Genomic DNA, 15487 nt, shown 5'->3' on the forward strand with positions numbered 1-15487 from the left:
GCCTGATGGCCTCGCTTCTCTACGTCTGCGTGCGACCCGAGACCGGGGCGGCGGATGCCGAGCACGTCTCGTTCCGGCGGGCGCTCGGAGTCGACGTGGTCGATCGTCTCGATCTGCTGCACGAGCCGCTGACCGAGGCCCACCTGGATCGATACCGCGGCGTCGTCGTCGGCGGCTCTCCCTTCAACGTCACCGACGTCGAGAAGACCCCGGTGCAGCGGCGCGTGGAGGCCGACCTGGAGACGCTCGCCCATGCGGCACGGGAACAGCGGATCGCCGCGTTCTTCACCTGCTTCAGCATCGGGGTGCTCACCCGGCTCCTCGGCGGCGAGGTCGTGACGACCATGCCGGAGCCGGCGAGCGCGACGGTCATCGAGACGACACCGGAGGGCGCCGTCGATCCCGTGTTCGGCCCGTCCGGCCCCGCGCTCACCGTCTTCACCGCGCACAAGGAGAGCGCCGCGACGACTCCGCCGGGGGCCGTGCTGCTCGCCACCAACGCGGCCTGCCCCGTGCAGGCCTACCGGGTGGGGACGCACCTGTACGCCGCGCAGTTCCATCCCGAGCCGACGCCGCGCGACTTCGCCGATCGGATGACGTTCTACCGCACGACGGGGTACTTCGATCCGGCGCAGTTCGACGCGGTGCAGCAGGAGGTCCTCGCGGCCTCGGTCACCGAGGGCGCCGCTCTGCTCCGCCGCTTCGCCGAGCTGTTCGGCTGAGATCAGGCCGGGGCATCACCGCGGAGCAGCGGGATGCGCTCGCGCAGGTAGGCATCCAGCGGCATGAAACCGCCCGCCTGACTCCAGCGCACCGACGGCACGCCGTCAAGGAGGGCGAGCGGACCGGAGCAGCCTCCGGCGTCCACCGCGTCGACGTCGATCACGCTCCAGCCGACGTGCACGACATCCCCCTCGTGGAAGCCGCCGCGCAGGGCGAGGGCCCGGCGCTCGGCCCGTGCGCGCGCCGACTCGGCGGTGTATCCCCGACGCCCCGGGTCCGCCGCGCGGAGCACCTCCGCCGTCGCCAGGGCATGCGTGTCGGTGAGCAGGATGACGCCGAGGTGCCAGGCCTCGCCGACACGGACGATCCGACGCCCGCGCCAGCGCGAGTCCTTCTCCTCGCCCAGCCCCTCCTTGGGGGCACCGGCGAGATCCTGCACGGCCTGGGTCAGCAGGGCGGAGGCGGTGGTCACAGCTCCCCCAGCGTGGTCTGGTCGGCAAGGCGCGGGCCCGCGACCTGCGCACGATCGCCCCGCAGCGTCATCCCGATCAGCGGGTACAGGAGCACCGACAGCATGCCCGCCCCGACCAGCGCGGCCGCGGTCCCGGAGTCGAGCATGTCCTGATCCACGCCGATCGCTGTGACCGCGACGATGATCGGCAGCCCGGTGGCTGCGAGCAGGCCGAGCGCGGCGCGGTCGCGTCCGCTCGCGCCCGCCGGGGCGGACAGCTGGGCGGCCGATCCGCGGATCACCAGGAGCGCCAGCAGGAACACCGGCACCAGGGACATCGCCGAGGGAGACGTCAGCAGCGCCTGCAGGTCGAAGGTCACCCCCGTGTAGAGGAAGAACACCGGGACGAGGAAGCCGAACGCCAGACCCTCGATCTTGCTCTCGACCTCCGCCGCATCCTTCTCGGGCGCCCGCGCCATGATGATGCGCCAGATGGCCCCCGCGACGAAGGCGCCGAGGAGCATGTCCAGGTCGAGCATCACGCTGAGGCCGACGAGGGCCGCGATGAGGAGGATCACGAAGCGCACCCCGAACTGGTCGGAGGTGTGGAGGGTCGCGCGCACGATGCCGTGCAGGCGCCCGTGGGGCACCCGGTGCGCGACGAGGACGGCGAGTCCCGCCAGCACGACGAAGGTCAGCAGCACCGCCGTGGCCAGGGGCGTCGTCCGGGTGCTGAGGAAGATCGAGATCGCGATCAGCGGCAGGAACTCCCCCACGGCGCCGATCGTGCTGATGGCACGGCCGAACGGGGTGTCCAGCTCCTTCGCATCGCGCAGGATCGGCATCAGCGTGCCGAGAGCGGTCGAGCTCAACGCGATCCCGATGACGACCATGCCCTCGCCCGGGGCGAAGAAGAACCCGAGCCCGATGCCCAGCAGCACGCTGAGCAGCCAGCCCAGCGACGCCCGGGCGAGGGGCTTCCCGGCCACCTGGCGGAAGTCGATCTCCGAGCCGGCGACGAAGAACAGCACCGCCAGGCCGAAGTCGCTGAGCTTCTCCAGAAGGGGGCCCGGTTCGACCCAGCCGAGCACGGCGGGGCCGACGAGGATCCCGAGGACGAGCTCGAACACGACGATCGGCACCCGGACGAGCGGGCGGACGCCGCGAGCCAGAAGCGGTGCGGCCACCGCCAGCAGCGGGATCAGCACCAGTCCGACGTCGCTCGCATCCACGGTCTCAGGGTAGCGACGCTGTGGGCGATTCGCTCCCCACCCGCGCGGCACGGCAGAATCGATGCACACCCCGAGGAGCAGCCATGACCCAGCCCGATACCGCCCGCCTGCTGATCGCCTGCGACGACCAGCCCGGCATCGTCGCCGCGGTCGCCGGCGTGCTCGCCCAGCACGGGGCCAACATCATCTCGCTCGACCAGCACTCGACCGACTCCGAGGGCGGGCGGTTCTTCCAGCGCACCGTCATCCACCTCGACGGGCTGGCCGCCGCGCGCCCCGCGCTGGAGGCCGACATCGCGACGGTCGCCGATCGCTTCGGCATGGAGTGGTCGCTGCACGACGTCGCCCGCCGCAAGCGCGTGGCGATCTTCGTGTCGAAGTACGACCACTGCCTGATGGAGCTGCTGTGGCGCACGCAGCGGGGTCAGCTCGACATCGACATCACCATGGTCGTCTCGAACCACCCCGACCTCGCCGAGGCCGTCCGCTCCTTCGGAGTGCCGTTCGTGCACATCCCGTCGACGGACAAGCAGGCGATGGAGGAGCGTCAGCTCGACCTGCTCCGCGGCAACGTCGACCTCGTCGTGCTCGCCCGGTACATGCAGATCCTCAGCGACGACTTCATCACGCGCCTCGAAGCCCCCGTCATCAACATCCACCACTCGTTCCTGCCCGCGTTCATCGGCGCGAACCCCTACGCCAGGGCGAAGGAGCGCGGCGTGAAGCTGATCGGGGCCACGGCGCACTACGCCACGGCCGACCTCGACGAGGGGCCGATCATCGAGCAGGACGTCACGCGGGTCACGCACTCCGAGTCCGCGGCCGAGCTGCAGAGCCGGGGCGCCGACGTCGAGCGTCTGGTGCTGGCCCGGGCCGTGCAGTGGCACGCCGAGGACCGGGTGATCGTGCACGGCCGCTCGACCGTCATCCTATAGCGCTCCGCCGCTCAGCGGTCGAGGATGTCCACGGCGAGCCCGTGCGACGCGGCGGCGAGGCGCTTGTCGTTCGTCCACAGCTCCGTGCACCCCGACAGCTGGGCGGCGGCGAGGTGCAGCGCGTCCGGGGTCTTCAGGCCGAAGTCGGCACGGAGCTCGGCCGATCGGACGAACGCGGTCGTATCGAGCGCGACGATCTCCATCCGCTCGAAGAGAGCCAGGTACCGGTCACGGAGCTCCGGATTGCGCTCGCGGGCGGGGAGCACGAGGCATTCGTGGAGCGCCAGCGGACTCGACGCCACCTCGTCATCGACGTCGCGGAGTGCCTGCCGCACGGCATCGCCCCTCGGACCGCGGTCCTCGATGGCGTAGATGAGGATGCACGAGTCGAGATAGATCATTCCCAGGCGTCCCGGTTCTCGGCGACCTGCGCGTCCAGTTCCTCGGCGGTCCGAGCGAGCCGGGGCGGAAGCGGATGCTGTTCGATCCACTCGACGAGGAGGCGGCCGCTCCGCACCACGTCGACCGGACCGATGGGGACCAGACGGGCGACCGGAGTGCCCCGCTTCGTGATGACCACGTCCTCACCCGCCTGGGACTCGGCGATCAGGCGCGAGAGGTTGTTGCGCGCCTCCAAGACGTTCTGCGTGGACATGACGCCATTCTAGCCAGGAACCTGGCGTTCCTCACCGGCCGGGGACTCCGGCCGCGAGCTCTGCGAAGACCTCGGCAGCGGTGGTCCCGCGCGCGAGAGGGGCGGCCTGCCCCATCCACAGCGACTGCAGCTCGCCGAGATTCTGCTCCCCTGCCGCCGTGCGGAAGCGTCCGGTGAGCCAGTTCTGCATCGGGAACGGGGCGATCGTGCCGCTCGCCTCGATCGCCCGCACCGCGCGGTTGCGGGCTCCGCGGGCGAGGCGTCCGCTCATCGCCCTGGTCAGCACGGTCTCGTCGGCGGCGGTGGTCCGGATGGCGTCGCGGTGCGCGGCCGTCGCGGCGGACTCGGCGGTCGCGAGGAACGCCGTCCCCACCTGCACGCCGGAGGCGCCGAGGGCGAAGGCCGCAGCGACCCCGCGGCGGTCCGCGATCCCGCCGGCGGCGATGACGGGCACGTCGACCGCGTCCACGACCTGCGGCACGAGCGCGACGGTTCCCACGAGCGACTCGGCCGCGGGGCGGAGGAACGACACCCGGTGCCCGGCCGCCTCGGATCCCGAGGCGACGACCGCATCGACTCCGGCCTCGGCGAGCGCGACGGCTTCCGCGACCGTGGTGGCGGTGCCCACGACGCGGATGCCGCGGTCGCGGGCCTCGGTGACGAGAGCGGCGGACGGCACCCCGAACACCACGCTCAGCACGGCCGGGGCGACCTCCCACACCGCGTCGAGCTGTTCGTCGAGCTCGGGGACGTAGCGCTCGGGCCGGGCCGGCACCGGAACCCCGACGGCCTCGTAGAACGGCTCCAGCGCCTGGGCGAAGACCGCGTGCTGCGGGTTCGGCGCGACCTCGTCCCCCAGGGGCAGCCAGATGTTCAGGGCGAAGGGCCGGTCGGTGGCGCGGTGCAGCTCGGCCCCGACGGCGCGGATCCGGTCGCCGTCGTAGCCGTACAGCCCGTACGACCCCAGCCCGCCGGCCGCGCTCACCGCCGCCGTCAGCGCCACCGACGAGCTCCCCCCGAACGGTCCCAGCACGATCGGATGCTCGACTCCCAGAAGTTCTGTCGCCATACCCCGACCGTACGCCCTTCGAATCGCCTGAATGGCTCCATCGGCGGCCCGGATACAGCAATTCAGGCGATTCGAACGGGGTAAGCTCGCGGCATGAGCGAGTGGTTCGGGCAGATGCTCGGCTTCGTCGCGGCCGCGATCGGTCTCGTGACGGTGCCGGATGCCGCCGCGCTCGGCCTCGCGATCGCGCTGCTCGCCGTCACGGTCCTCACACTCGCGCTCGTGCTGAGCGTGCGCCACCAGGCCTCCGCCGATGCCCCGCACCCGCTGCGGGCGATCGATGTCGGAACCCTCCTGCCTCAGAGCGATCCGGATGCCGCCGGACACCCTCGTCCGCGAGCGCCGGGAGTCGCGACCGCCGCGTAGTCCGTCCGACCGGGACCACGCGGCCTTCGCCGACCCTCCCGACCTCATCGAACGGACCTTCCCGTGGACATCTTCGCCTTCCCTCCCCTCGCCGCGCTCCTGGACGCCGCCTACGGTGCCCTGAACGGCCTCTCCACCCTTCTCGAACCCCTCGCCGGCCCCTCCGCCGCCGCCCTCGCCGTGGTCCTGGTGACCCTCCTCGTGCGCGCCCTCCTCATCCCCGTCGGCATCTCCCAGGCCCGAGCCGAGCAGACCAGGGCCCGCCTCGCCCCGAAGCTGCGCGCGCTGCAGCAGCGCCACCGGAAGAATCCGGAGCGCCTGCAGCAGGAGATGATGGCGCTCTACCGCGCCGAGAACACCTCGCCCTTCGCCGGGATGCTGCCCGTGCTGGCGCAGGCACCGGTCGTCGGCCTGCTCTACACGCTGTTCCTGCGACCGGAGATCGCCGGACACCCGAACGAGCTGCTCACCCACGACCTCTTCGGCGCCCCGCTCGGCACGAGCCTAGTGTCGGCCCTGTTCGGCGGCACCGCGACCCCGGCGACGTTCGCGGTCTTCGGCGTGCTGCTGGCCGTGATGATCGCCGTCGCCGAGGTCACCCGGCGGGTGTTCCGACCGGCCCCCGTCGAGGGCGACGACTCTCCGCTCAGCTCCCCCGGCATGCTCCGGATGATGGCCGCGCTGCACTACCTCACCGCGGTCTTCGCGGCCTTCGTCCCCCTCGCCGCCGCGCTCTACCTCACGGTCACGGTGGTGTGGACCCTCGTGCAGCGGGTGATGCTGCGCCGCCGTTACCCGCTGCCGCAGCCGGTGGCCGTCCGGGCATGAGAGCCGCCCGACCGGAGGGGCGTCAGTCGGGAAGCGGGATCGGCGCGGTGAACGGTCCCGCGGGGCCGTCGCCCCTCCGGTCGCGGCGTACGCCCAGCGTCGTCCCGACGCTCGCGGCGATCACGAGCGCCACCGCGAGCAGCCGCAGCGGCGTGGCGTCCTGTCCGAGGATGAGCCACCCGGCGAGGGTCGCGAACGCGGGCTCCAGGCTCAGCAGCACGCCGAACACCCGCTGCGGGAGCCGGCGGAGCGCCGCGAGCTCGAAGCTGTAGGGGATCACGGACGACAGCACCGCGGTGACCGCCGCGAGCAGGAGGAGCTGCGGATCCAGCGCCACCGTCGCCGCCGCGGGCACGCCCACGGGGATGAGGAGCACCGCCGCAACGACGAGTCCCATCGCGAGACCGCTGCTGCCGGGGATGAGGGCGCCGACACGCGCGCTCATCCGGATGTACATGACCCAGAATCCGGCCGCGATGAGGATGAAGACGACGCCCAGCGGATCGAGGGGTTCGGCGCCGACGAGGCCGTCGACCCCGAGCAGCGCCATGCCCAGCAGGGCCACCCCCACCCAGACTGCGTCGGCGAGACGGCGGGTCAGCACGGCGGCAAGCACGAGCGGACCGAGGAACTCGATGGCCACGGCGGGCCCCAGGGGGATGCGGTCGATGGCCGCGTAGAAGAACCCGTTCATCGCGGCCAGGGACACCCCGAACAGGACGGCGGCGAGCCACTGCGACCGGGTCCAGGCGCGGGGCCGCGGGCGCACGATGACGACCAGCAGCAGCGCGGCGATCGCGACGCGGAGCGACGTCACGCCCCACGGCCCGAGCACGGGGAAGAGCTGCGCGGCCACCGCGGCGCCGAACGGCAGCGAGAGGCAGGATCCGATGACGAGCGCGACGCCCACGAGGGGGCCGGATGCCGCGGGTCTCTGCACCAGACAAGCTTAGGCGGCGGGCCCCTGCCTCCCCGCCGCCTGTGCCGTCCTCGCGCGGATCAGAGCGGCTTGCCACCCGTCACCGCGAGGACCGCGCCGGATACGTACGACGACTCCGCCGAGGCGAGGTACACGTAGGCACCGGCGAGTTCCGCAGGCTGCCCCGCGCGTCCGAGCGGGGTGTCCTGACCGAACGTCTCCAGGCGCTCGGGCCCCCACCCGGTCGCGGGGATCAGCGGCGTCCAGATCGGCCCCGGCGCGACGGCGTTGACGCGCACGCCGCGCGGCCCGGCCTCCTCCGCGAGCGCCTTGACGAACGCGACCTGCGCCGCCTTCGTCATGGCGTAGTCGATGAGTCCCGGCGACGGCTGCGCCGACTGCACCGACGAGGTCACGATGATGCTGGATCCCGGCTCGAGGTCGGGGAACGCAGCCCGGGCCGAGAAGACGAGGCCGGCGAGGTTCGTGTCGAACACGCGGCGCATCTTCTCGGTGTCGAGGTTCTCGAAGCCGTCGATGTCGTGCTGATAGGCCGCGTTGAGCACGAGCACGTCGAGTCCGCCGAGCTCGCGACGCGCACGGTGCACCGCATCGGTCGCGAAGGCCTCCTCGCGGACGTCGCCCGGGATGCTGACGCCGGTGCGACCGGCTTCGCGGACGAGCGCGAGCGTCTCCTCCGCGTCCGCCTGCTCCTCGGGCATGTGCACGATGGCCACGTCGGCACCCTCGCGGGCGAAGGCGATCGCGACCGCCCGTCCGATGCCGGAATCACCACCGGTGATGAGAGCGCGCCGTCCCTCGAGCCGGCCGTGGCCGACGTAGGACTGCTCGCCGTGGTCCGGCTCCGGGGTCGTCTTCTCGGTGAGGCCCGGCTGGTCCTGGCTCTGCGCCGGGAACCCGTCCTCGTGGTGGGCGTGTCGGGGGTCGGTGAGGCCGCCGTCGCGGGTGGTGTCGGTCATGTCCGCTCCTCCTGTCATGGGGCTGTCGATCAGGTCGTGATCGAGCCTCGTGGGTCCGGAGGAGGGACGGCAGGGGGTTGACAGCCCGGGGCGGTCTCCGCGACAGCAGGTGTCAGCCGGCGGAGGGGACGTCGCCGTGCGGGGGCTCGGCGCCCTCGGCGGGCTCGGGGACGAGGTAGAGCCCGCTGGGGGAATTCGCGGTGAAGGCGAGCGCTTCGACCCAGGCCCGGTTGACCGCGGGCTGGCGGCTGCCGAAGTACTTGAAGACGAGAGAGCTGCCCGGCTGGATCCAGACGGTGGTCCGGCCGCCGCCGACGCTGGCGTCCTCGCGCCAGTTGAACGGGAACGGCTCGCCGCGACGCAGCTTGGCCGTGATGACGAGCTGCAGGTGCGTGAGTGCCCGGTCCTCGATCTCGGTCTTCACGCTGCCTTCGTAGATGAACTTGCCCATCGGGTGATGCTCCTCGGTCGGGTGGTCCTCAGCCCGGCGGACACTGCCGGGATCGGCCTATGGGTAGAGGGTAAGCCCTCGGGCGGGGCGCACGGCAAATCAGCCCCGGAGGGCGATGCGCGCGTCGAAGTCAAGGCCCTGCGCGCGATCCGCGCGGCGATTAGCCTCGAATCATCGACACCCGAGGAGGGCACCGCCATGACTGACCGCCACATCGACGACCGTCCCGACGAGGGCTACACGCCCGGCACAACCCACGCCGAGCGCGGCGCGGGCAACCCGCGACTGCGCGTGCGGCGCGACGACGAGCGCACCGAGTTCGCGCTCGACATGGAGGAGGTCCGCATCGGATCGGCCGCCGGGAACGAGCTGCGCCTCGCCGACACCGAGCCGGTGCACGCGACGGTCGTGCACGACGACCGTGACGAGTACGTGGTGACCCTGCACGCCGACGGTGAGATGAACTCCAACCCCGATGCCGACGCGACCCACCCGGGCGACCGCACGGAGACGCTGCGTACCGGATCGCGCTTCACGGTGGGCCCGTGGGAGCTGGTCTTCGCCCGCGAGGAGTTCGCCGACCACGGCCGTCCGTTCGGTGGACGCCAGGGCGGCGAGTACTCCGACCAGCCGCTGCAGGAGGCGCGTGCGGGCTACGACGCCGACGACGAGCGGCTGTCCCAGGCCGACGTCAACGACGAGCGGTCTCAGTCGGACTCCAAGGCCGACTGATGGTGCGGGGTGCCGACGGGCTTCGACTCCGCTGACCCCCGCTGGCGGAGGTAGATCGCGAACGCGACCATCGTCCCCACCGCGAGGAACTCGGACTGCCAGTTCTGCAGGGTGCGGTCCCAGAAGTCGGAGCTGGTCACGTAGTCGCCCCAGGTGATCGCGGCGAGGCCGTGCATCGCGTTCTCCTCGTTCATGACCACTGTCCCGGCGAGCGACTGCGCGAGCCAGGACAGCACGAAAACCGCCCCCATCACGAGCAGCAGCGAGTTGCCGAACACCGCCGCTCGCCACCCGCCCGCCCGGGCCCACCGCGGAGAGTCCGGGCGGGCGTGCGCGCCGACGAGCTGATCGGCATCGCTGCCCGGCCCCTCGTCGCCGGGCTTCTTCGACTCCGGGGAGCCCTTCTGCACGAACCAGATCGTCGCGGCGATGAAGAGGAAGAACTGCAGGAACTCCGACTGCCAGTTCTCGGCGACGTCGACCGCGAAGTCGGACGACCAGAGGAAGTCTCCGAAGCCGATCGTCGGCTGCCCGTGGTCGAGGAGCTCGTCGTTGTTCCGGAGGTAGCCGGCGACGGCCTGTCCGGCCAGAGCCAGCACGAAGAGGGCGAGGAAGAAGAGGCTGAGGGCGTGGTCCTTGATCCGCGAGCGCATGTCATCGCCCTCCCAGCGGCAGGCCGATCATCACGGCGAGCCCGACGCTGATGATCCCCGCCCAGATCCAGAAGACCGCCCGCATCCCTGCGGTGTCCCGCGCATCCTCCGCCATGTCCGCCTCCTTCGTCGGTGTGACGTTCCTCGACGATGGCGCGCCGGGCGACGGCCCTCCAGGGGCTTGACGCGGGCGTCGTTGTCAATCCCCTGCGACAGGGCGCCGCGGGGTCCGTAGCGTAGGGGGAACCGACGAGAGGAGCGCCCCGATGACCGCACCGAACGAGACCCCCGACCTCGAGCACCTCGGCGAGCTCGCCCGCAGCCGAGGTCTGCGCGTGAGCGTGGCGGAGTCGCTCACCTCCGGACGCCTCGCGAACACGATCGGTGCGGGCGAAGGGGCGTCGGGGTGGTTCGCCGGCGGCATCGTCGCGTACTTCACGGAGGTCAAGGAGAGGGTGCTGGGGCTGACCCCGGGGACCGACCCGACGTCCGCCGCTTGCGCCGAGCAGCTCGCCCGGGGCGCACGGGAGCTCTTCGACGCCGACATCTGCGTCTCGACGACCGGGGTGGGCGGGCCCGGTCCGGAGGGCGGTCATCCCGCCGGCACGGTGTACCTCGGCTGGGCCACCGCCGACGACGCCGGGCACCGGAGGCTGGCCCTGACCGGTGACCCGGACGAGATCCTGTCGGCGAGCGTCGACGCCGCGGTGCGCCTGCTCGCCTTCCACGCCGAGGGACTCCATCCCGCAGGGCCCCGGCGCACCGGTTCCGACTGAGGGCTCAGCGGCCCGGCACCAGACCCACCCGCAGCGGGGCGCCCGGCACCGCAGCCTCCGTGAGAGCGGCGTCGATGTCGGGCAGCGGTCGCACGGCGCCCACGGCCTCGGCGAACGGATAGGCGCGCCCGCGCCCCGCGAGGAACGACACCGCTGCCGCGAGGTCGTCGGCGCCGTAGTTGTGCACGCCGGTCACCGTGACGAGACGGCGGACGAGATCCTCCGCCTCCAGCGGGACGGGCGTCGCCGGGAACACGCTCCTGACCAGGACGACCGTGCCGCCGACGGCGACGCCGGCGAGCGCCTCCCCGACGGCATGCCCGGAGGCTTCGATGACCACGTCCGGGTCACGGTCGAGCGCGGTGGCTCCGAAGCGGGCGGCGAAGCCACGGCGATCGTCGTCTGGATCGCGCACCTCGACCACGGCCCCGTGCTCGGCCGCGATCGCCGCGGCGCTGATCCCCACCAGTCCTGCACCGTGGATGCGCACCGCGGCACCGTCGAGATCGATGTCACGCGCCGCTCGCGCCACGGCCGCCCATGCCGTCGCCGTCGCGCAGCCGGCCGGAGCCAGCACCGCGGCCGGCAGCGCCTCCGGTACGCGCGCGATCGCGGTGCCGGCCCGCAGCTGCACATGACTGGCGAAGGCTCCGGTCAGGTCGCCGTGCGCCCCGACGCGGTCATGGCCGTACTTGCCGAGGTCCCGGCACTTCTGCGTGAGGCCGCGCCGGCAGCGATCGCAGGTGCCGCACGACACCGTGACAGACCACACCACGCGGTCGCCGATCCGCAGCGGGGTCCCGTCCACCGCCTCCGCACCGTCGTCGCCCAGCGCGATGACCCGACCGACGCTCTCGTGCCCGAGGACGAGGGGCGCGGGCGCGGACCGGCGGCCCTGCACGGTGTGCACGTCCGATCCGCAGATCGTCGACATCTCCACCGCGACGAGCACGTCCCGATCACCGAGCGCGACCCCGGGGACGGCGATGGTCTCGTGCGGGTGGCCTTCGCCGATCCAGACCATCGCGGTGGCTGCGGGGCGCAGCGCGACGTCCCTCCGGTGGCCGGGTGGGCGGATCAGCACCGTTCCCATGACACGACCTCAGACGGAGGCGACGGCAGGAAGGAGCTCGCGCTGCGCCAGCGCTGTCCGCAGCGCCGTGACGTCGGACAGCACGACGTCGGCCCCCGCTCCGCTCAGCGCCGCGCGATCGTGCGCCCCGGTGAGGACCCCCGCGACGAAGCCCGCCCCCGCACGACGGCCGGAATCGACGTCGCTCACGGTGTCGCCGGCGACGGCCACAGCCTGCACCGCTGACGCGCCCGTCCGCAGAAGGGCGGTGAGGACGAGGTCGGGCGCGGGGCGTCCGCGGCCGGCATCGACCGGAGACAGGGCGAGGTCGACGAGTCCTCCCCACCCGAGCCCGTCGATGAGCGCCTGTCGCGTGACCGGAGCGAATCCGGTGGTGAGGACGACGGTCAGCCCCGCGTCCTTCAGCCCCTGGATCGCGTCCGCCGCTCCAGGGATCTCCGCGACGCCGCTCTCGGCGACGATCTCGGCGTATGCGGTCTCGAACGCCGCGGTGGCCTGCCGCGCCGCGCTCGCATCGCCGCCCGCGAGATGGAGGAAGACGTCGAACTTGGACTGCCCCATCGTCTCCCGGACGTAGTCGAGGGCATCCTCCCAGGGCAGCCGCGCGGCGACGCCGGTGCGCTCGGCGGCGCGTTGGAACGCCTGCTCCACCACGCCGTCGTCCAGGACGGTGGTGCCGGCCATGTCGAGGACGACGAGTTCGATCGGAGTGGTCATGGCGTTCCTTCCAGAGCAGGGGTGCCGCCGAGGGCGGCGGTGAGGTGCAGGTCGGCGAGCCCGAGACCGCAGGTCATGCCGATGCCGGTGGTCGCGGCGAGCACGAGGGCGCCGTCATCTCCGCGGTCGACGAGGAACTCGCCGGGGGCTTTCGCGTACACGCCCTGCCACCGCTCGATGACCCGCGGCGCCGCCCCGTCGAACAGGGCCTCGGCCTCGTCGAGGAACGCGGTGAACGCGGCCTCCGGCTGGAACGGCGACGGGGCGGCGTCGGTGGCGTGGGAGTCTCCGAGGATGAGCGTGCCGTCCGGCAGCTGCGTGTACATCTGATTGAGATCGAGGGCCGCGAGGTCGGGCCGCTCGGCGTGCAGGCGCTCGCGGAGGGTGCGGGCCTCGGGGCTGTCGGCGAACCGCCCGTACCGGATGAGGGACCAGCCGGTCAGCAGGGGCGCGGTCAACGGTCGCGGGAAGGAGACGGCCGCCCGCATCATGTCCAGCGCACACCGCACGACCCCGTGCCGTTCCGCGACCTCGGGCAGGAGCTGGTCGATGTCGTGGTTGACGGCCACGACGACCGCCCCGGTGTCGATCGCCCCGCGCGTGGTCTCCACCCGTCCCGCGCCGAGGGCCGTCACCGCAGTGCGGAAGCGGAACTCGACGCCCTGTGCCGTCAGGTGGCGCACGATCGCGGTCGCCGCCGTGCGCGGGTCCGTCTGCAGGTCGGCCTCGATGAGGGCACCGCCGACGAGCCCGTCCCGGCGCAGCGGCGCACGGCGCAGGAGGACGGCGGCCTCCAGCATCCGGATGCCGCCGTCCTGCGCCGCCGCGGAGAGCACGGCGAGCTCGTCCTCGTGGCGGGCGGCCACGAGCGTTCCCGACTCGCGGAGCCAGAACCCCGCGTCCCGGGCGAGCTGCAGCCAGAGCTCACGGGAGGCATCCGCGTATCGCCGTGCCTCTCCGCCCTGCGCGCCGATGCAGAGGTGGCCGAAGTTGCGGATCGTGGCGCCGGTCGGGGCGGCGCTGCGCTCGACGACGACGACCCGGAGCCCGCGGCGCACGGCGGCGAAGGCGGCGCCGAGACCGACGATCCCGGCCCCCACCACGACGAGGTCGGGATTCTGCTTCGCCCCGGTCATCGGAACACCTTCCTCATCCACATCGCGAGCCCCTCGACGGCGAGCACGGTGACGAGGATCATCAGCACGATCGCGGTGACGGTCTCGTAGCGCGAGCCCTGGCTGGCGTTTAGCAGGTAGTAGCCGACCCCGCCGCCGCCGACGATGCCGAGGATCGTGGCCGCGCGGATGTTGGTGTCGAGCATGTAGAAGCTGTGCCCGATGAGGGCTCGGGTGCCCTGGGTCAGCGTGGCCGACGTGTACGTCTGCATCCGTGTGGCGCCCACCGCCCGCAGCGCGCGCTCAGGGCCGCGGTCGACCTCCTCGAAGGAGTCGGCGATGAGCTTGCCGAGCAGACCGATGCCGCCGATCGCGAGCGCGATGACGCCGGCCTGCGCGCCGAGACCCGTGATGACGACGAGGACGATGGCGAGGATCAGCTCGGGGATGCCGCGGATGCCGACGAGCAGCAGACGGGCGGTGCCGCGCGCTGCCGCGTGCGGGGCGACGTTGCGCGCGGCGAACGAGCCGAGCAGCAGCGAGGGCAGGAGCGTGAGGACGGTGGCGGCGAGCGCGATGGCGACGGTCTCCCGCATGGCCTCCAGCATCGCGACCGTGTCGTAGCTGCCGAACGACGGGGGCCAGAAGCGGGCGGCGACGTCGGGCAGCTTCGCCCAGAAGGTGAACAGGTCGGACCAGGTGATCTGGCTCACGACGACGCTGCCGACCACGACGAGGAGCGCGACGACACCGGCCGCGGTGTGGTGCACGCGTTGCGCGGTCCACGGACGACGCACCGCGGTCTCCGGGCTCGCCGCCCACGCCGGGCGGCCCTCGGCGGGCGCGTGCGACCGCCGACGCAGGCGCGGGTGCACGATCCGGTCCATCCAGGAACGGGTCTGCTTCTGCTCACCGAGCATCGCGCCCCGCACCGTGCTCGAGATTATCTCCATCACGATGCACAGCACGAAGATCACGAGCGCGATCCCGAGACCCTTGCCGTAGTTCAGCGCCTTGAACGCATAGGACATCTCGAGGCCGAGGCCGGCGACGCCCACGTAGCCGAGCACGACGCTTCCGCGCAGGTTGATGTCGTTGCGGTGCAGCACCGTGGCCACCCAGCTCGGCAGCACCTGCGGGAGGATGCCCGCCGTGAACTCCTGGAGCTTCGAGCCGCCGGCGGCGCGGATCGCGAGACGCGGCCCCTCGTCGATCTGCTCGATGGCATCCGCGAACATCTTGGAGATCATGCCGATCGAGTGGATGCCGATCGCGAGGATGCCGGGCAGCGTGCCGAGCGAGAACATCAGCACGAAGGCCATGGCCAGCACGACGTCCGGCAGGGCACGGGTGAGGACGCCGAGGAAGCGGGCCGCCGCGCGCCAGCCGGCGCCCGGGGTGGTGTTCGCAGCGGCGAGGTAGGCGATCGGCACGGAGAGCACGGCCGCCAGCAGCGTGCCGACGAGCACGAGGCCGACGGTCAGGGCGATGAGCCAGGCGAGGTCGGCCGGCGCGGGGAAGGAGAGTCCGCCGACCCGGGCGAGGAAATTCTCGGCGTTGCCCCAGCTCTGCACCATCGCGGGAATCGAGATACCCACGTCCCGCACCGCGACGATGCCGAGCACGACGAGGACGACGAGGGTGAGCCCCGCCGCGATGCGCTCCGCCGAGAGCGGCCGCTTCGGCGCCCGCTCCGCGACGCTCCCTCCGCCCTGGTTCGCTGAGCCCATCGAAGCGCCCCGTGTCGCTGAGCCGCCCCCCTGGGTCGCTGAGCCTGTCGAAGCGCCCCGTG

Annotated in this window: 19 protein-coding genes; 6 read left to right on the forward strand and 13 right to left on the reverse strand. The window is 72.3% G+C overall.

All coding sequences use genetic code 11. The features are described 5' to 3' along the window. The first annotated feature begins 5 nt into the window (after positions 1 to 5). Complete coding sequence (locus AB0300_RS02575) at positions 6 to 722, forward strand: GMP synthase (protein WP_366215387.1); 717 nt, start codon at positions 6 to 8, stop codon at positions 720 to 722. Positions 723 to 724: 2 nt separating this feature from the next. Here the strand turns inward: AB0300_RS02575 and AB0300_RS02580 are convergent, their stop codons facing one another. Together AB0300_RS02580 and AB0300_RS02585 are read right to left on the reverse strand one after the other, a co-directional pair. Further along, on the reverse strand, positions 725 to 1195 hold the full coding sequence (locus AB0300_RS02580) for a glutaminase (protein WP_303708803.1): 471 nt from the start codon (positions 1193 to 1195) through the stop codon (positions 725 to 727). After that, positions 1192 to 2406: a cation:proton antiporter gene (locus tag AB0300_RS02585; protein WP_062632981.1), complete on the reverse strand. Its 1215-nt coding sequence runs from the start codon at positions 2404 to 2406 to the stop codon at positions 1192 to 1194. The genes AB0300_RS02580 and AB0300_RS02585 overlap by 4 nt, the downstream gene beginning before the upstream one ends. Before the next feature lie 83 nt (positions 2407 to 2489). On the opposite strand from AB0300_RS02585, the gene purU reads away from it, so the two are divergent. After that, positions 2490 to 3341, forward strand: coding sequence for a formyltetrahydrofolate deformylase (gene purU / locus AB0300_RS02590; RefSeq protein WP_126893265.1), 852 nt, complete (start codon positions 2490 to 2492; stop codon positions 3339 to 3341). Between the two features lie 11 nt (positions 3342 to 3352). Here purU and AB0300_RS02595 read toward each other — a convergent pair whose 3' ends face one another. From AB0300_RS02595 to AB0300_RS02605, 3 genes are read right to left on the reverse strand one after another with little or no spacing between them, the layout of a single operon-like run. Continuing rightward, on the reverse strand, positions 3353 to 3742 hold the full coding sequence (locus tag AB0300_RS02595; RefSeq protein WP_062765400.1) for a type II toxin-antitoxin system VapC family toxin: 390 nt from the start codon (positions 3740 to 3742) through the stop codon (positions 3353 to 3355). Then, complete coding sequence (locus AB0300_RS02600; protein ID WP_025102482.1) at positions 3739 to 3996, reverse strand: type II toxin-antitoxin system prevent-host-death family antitoxin; 258 nt, start codon at positions 3994 to 3996, stop codon at positions 3739 to 3741. The genes AB0300_RS02595 and AB0300_RS02600 overlap by 4 nt, the downstream gene beginning before the upstream one ends. 31 nt (positions 3997 to 4027) lie before the next feature. Next, positions 4028 to 5065 carry a DUF561 domain-containing protein gene (locus AB0300_RS02605; RefSeq protein WP_366215388.1) on the reverse strand — a complete coding sequence of 346 codons (1038 nt, stop codon included), beginning with the start codon at positions 5063 to 5065 and terminating at the stop codon, positions 4028 to 4030. Positions 5066 to 5158: 93 nt separating this feature from the next. On the opposite strand from AB0300_RS02605, the gene AB0300_RS02610 reads away from it, so the two are divergent. Together AB0300_RS02610 and yidC are read left to right on the forward strand one after the other, a co-directional pair. After that, the gene (locus AB0300_RS02610) at positions 5159 to 5431 is read left to right on the forward strand and encodes a DUF6412 domain-containing protein (RefSeq protein ID WP_062765409.1); all 273 of its coding nucleotides are present in this window, start codon (positions 5159 to 5161) and stop codon (positions 5429 to 5431) included. A 63-nt stretch (positions 5432 to 5494) separates the two neighbouring features. Then, entirely contained in the window at positions 5495 to 6259 is a 765-nt protein-coding gene (gene yidC, locus AB0300_RS02615; RefSeq protein WP_249521614.1) for a membrane protein insertase YidC, read from the forward strand. A gap of 22 nt (positions 6260 to 6281) precedes the next feature. Here yidC and AB0300_RS02620 read toward each other — a convergent pair whose 3' ends face one another. The 3 genes from AB0300_RS02620 to AB0300_RS02630 form a co-directional block, all read right to left on the reverse strand. Further along, positions 6282 to 7199: a DMT family transporter gene (locus AB0300_RS02620; RefSeq protein WP_062632992.1), complete on the reverse strand. Its 918-nt coding sequence runs from the start codon at positions 7197 to 7199 to the stop codon at positions 6282 to 6284. A 59-nt stretch (positions 7200 to 7258) separates the two neighbouring features. Then, the gene (locus AB0300_RS02625) at positions 7259 to 8158 is read right to left on the reverse strand and encodes an SDR family oxidoreductase (protein WP_025102487.1); all 900 of its coding nucleotides are present in this window, start codon (positions 8156 to 8158) and stop codon (positions 7259 to 7261) included. A gap of 112 nt (positions 8159 to 8270) precedes the next feature. Then, positions 8271 to 8609: an ATP-dependent DNA ligase gene (locus tag AB0300_RS02630; protein WP_366215389.1), complete on the reverse strand. Its 339-nt coding sequence runs from the start codon at positions 8607 to 8609 to the stop codon at positions 8271 to 8273. Between the two features lie 198 nt (positions 8610 to 8807). On the opposite strand from AB0300_RS02630, the gene AB0300_RS02635 reads away from it, so the two are divergent. Continuing rightward, positions 8808 to 9341 (forward strand): FHA domain-containing protein, encoded by a 534-nt coding sequence (locus AB0300_RS02635; RefSeq protein ID WP_062765427.1) that lies wholly within the window; start codon positions 8808 to 8810, stop codon positions 9339 to 9341. On the opposite strand, the gene AB0300_RS02640 is transcribed toward AB0300_RS02635, so the two are convergent. Beyond that, entirely contained in the window at positions 9317 to 9994 is a 678-nt protein-coding gene (locus AB0300_RS02640; protein WP_062765430.1) for a DUF6766 family protein, read from the reverse strand. The genes AB0300_RS02635 and AB0300_RS02640 overlap by 25 nt on opposite strands. 266 nt (positions 9995 to 10260) lie before the next feature. Here AB0300_RS02640 and AB0300_RS02645 point away from each other — a divergent pair, with 266 nt between their 5' ends. Then, complete coding sequence (locus AB0300_RS02645) at positions 10261 to 10770, forward strand: CinA family protein (protein ID WP_062633002.1); 510 nt, start codon at positions 10261 to 10263, stop codon at positions 10768 to 10770. Positions 10771 to 10774: 4 nt separating this feature from the next. On the opposite strand, the gene AB0300_RS02650 is transcribed toward AB0300_RS02645, so the two are convergent. Genes AB0300_RS02650 through phnE form a run of 4 tightly spaced genes read right to left on the reverse strand, consistent with a single transcriptional unit; the run spans position 10775 to position 15425 of the window. Next, a complete protein-coding gene (locus tag AB0300_RS02650) occupies positions 10775 to 11863 on the reverse strand; it encodes an alcohol dehydrogenase catalytic domain-containing protein (protein ID WP_366215390.1) in 1089 nt (362 codons plus the stop codon). 9 nt (positions 11864 to 11872) lie between these two features. Then, the gene (locus tag AB0300_RS02655) at positions 11873 to 12580 is read right to left on the reverse strand and encodes an HAD family hydrolase (protein ID WP_249521618.1); all 708 of its coding nucleotides are present in this window, start codon (positions 12578 to 12580) and stop codon (positions 11873 to 11875) included. Then, positions 12577 to 13716, reverse strand: coding sequence for a TIGR03364 family FAD-dependent oxidoreductase (locus AB0300_RS02660; RefSeq protein ID WP_366215391.1), 1140 nt, complete (start codon positions 13714 to 13716; stop codon positions 12577 to 12579). Before AB0300_RS02660 ends, AB0300_RS02655 begins: the two co-directional genes overlap by 4 nt. Next, positions 13713 to 15425, reverse strand: coding sequence for a phosphonate ABC transporter, permease protein PhnE (phnE, locus tag AB0300_RS02665; protein WP_366215392.1), 1713 nt, complete (start codon positions 15423 to 15425; stop codon positions 13713 to 13715). Before phnE ends, AB0300_RS02660 begins: the two co-directional genes overlap by 4 nt. Positions 15426 to 15487 lie beyond the last annotated feature (62 nt).

Origin of the sequence: Microbacterium sp. NPDC078814, from assembly GCF_040702645.1 — a bacterium.
Taxonomy (GTDB): domain Bacteria; phylum Actinomycetota; class Actinomycetes; order Actinomycetales; family Microbacteriaceae; genus Microbacterium.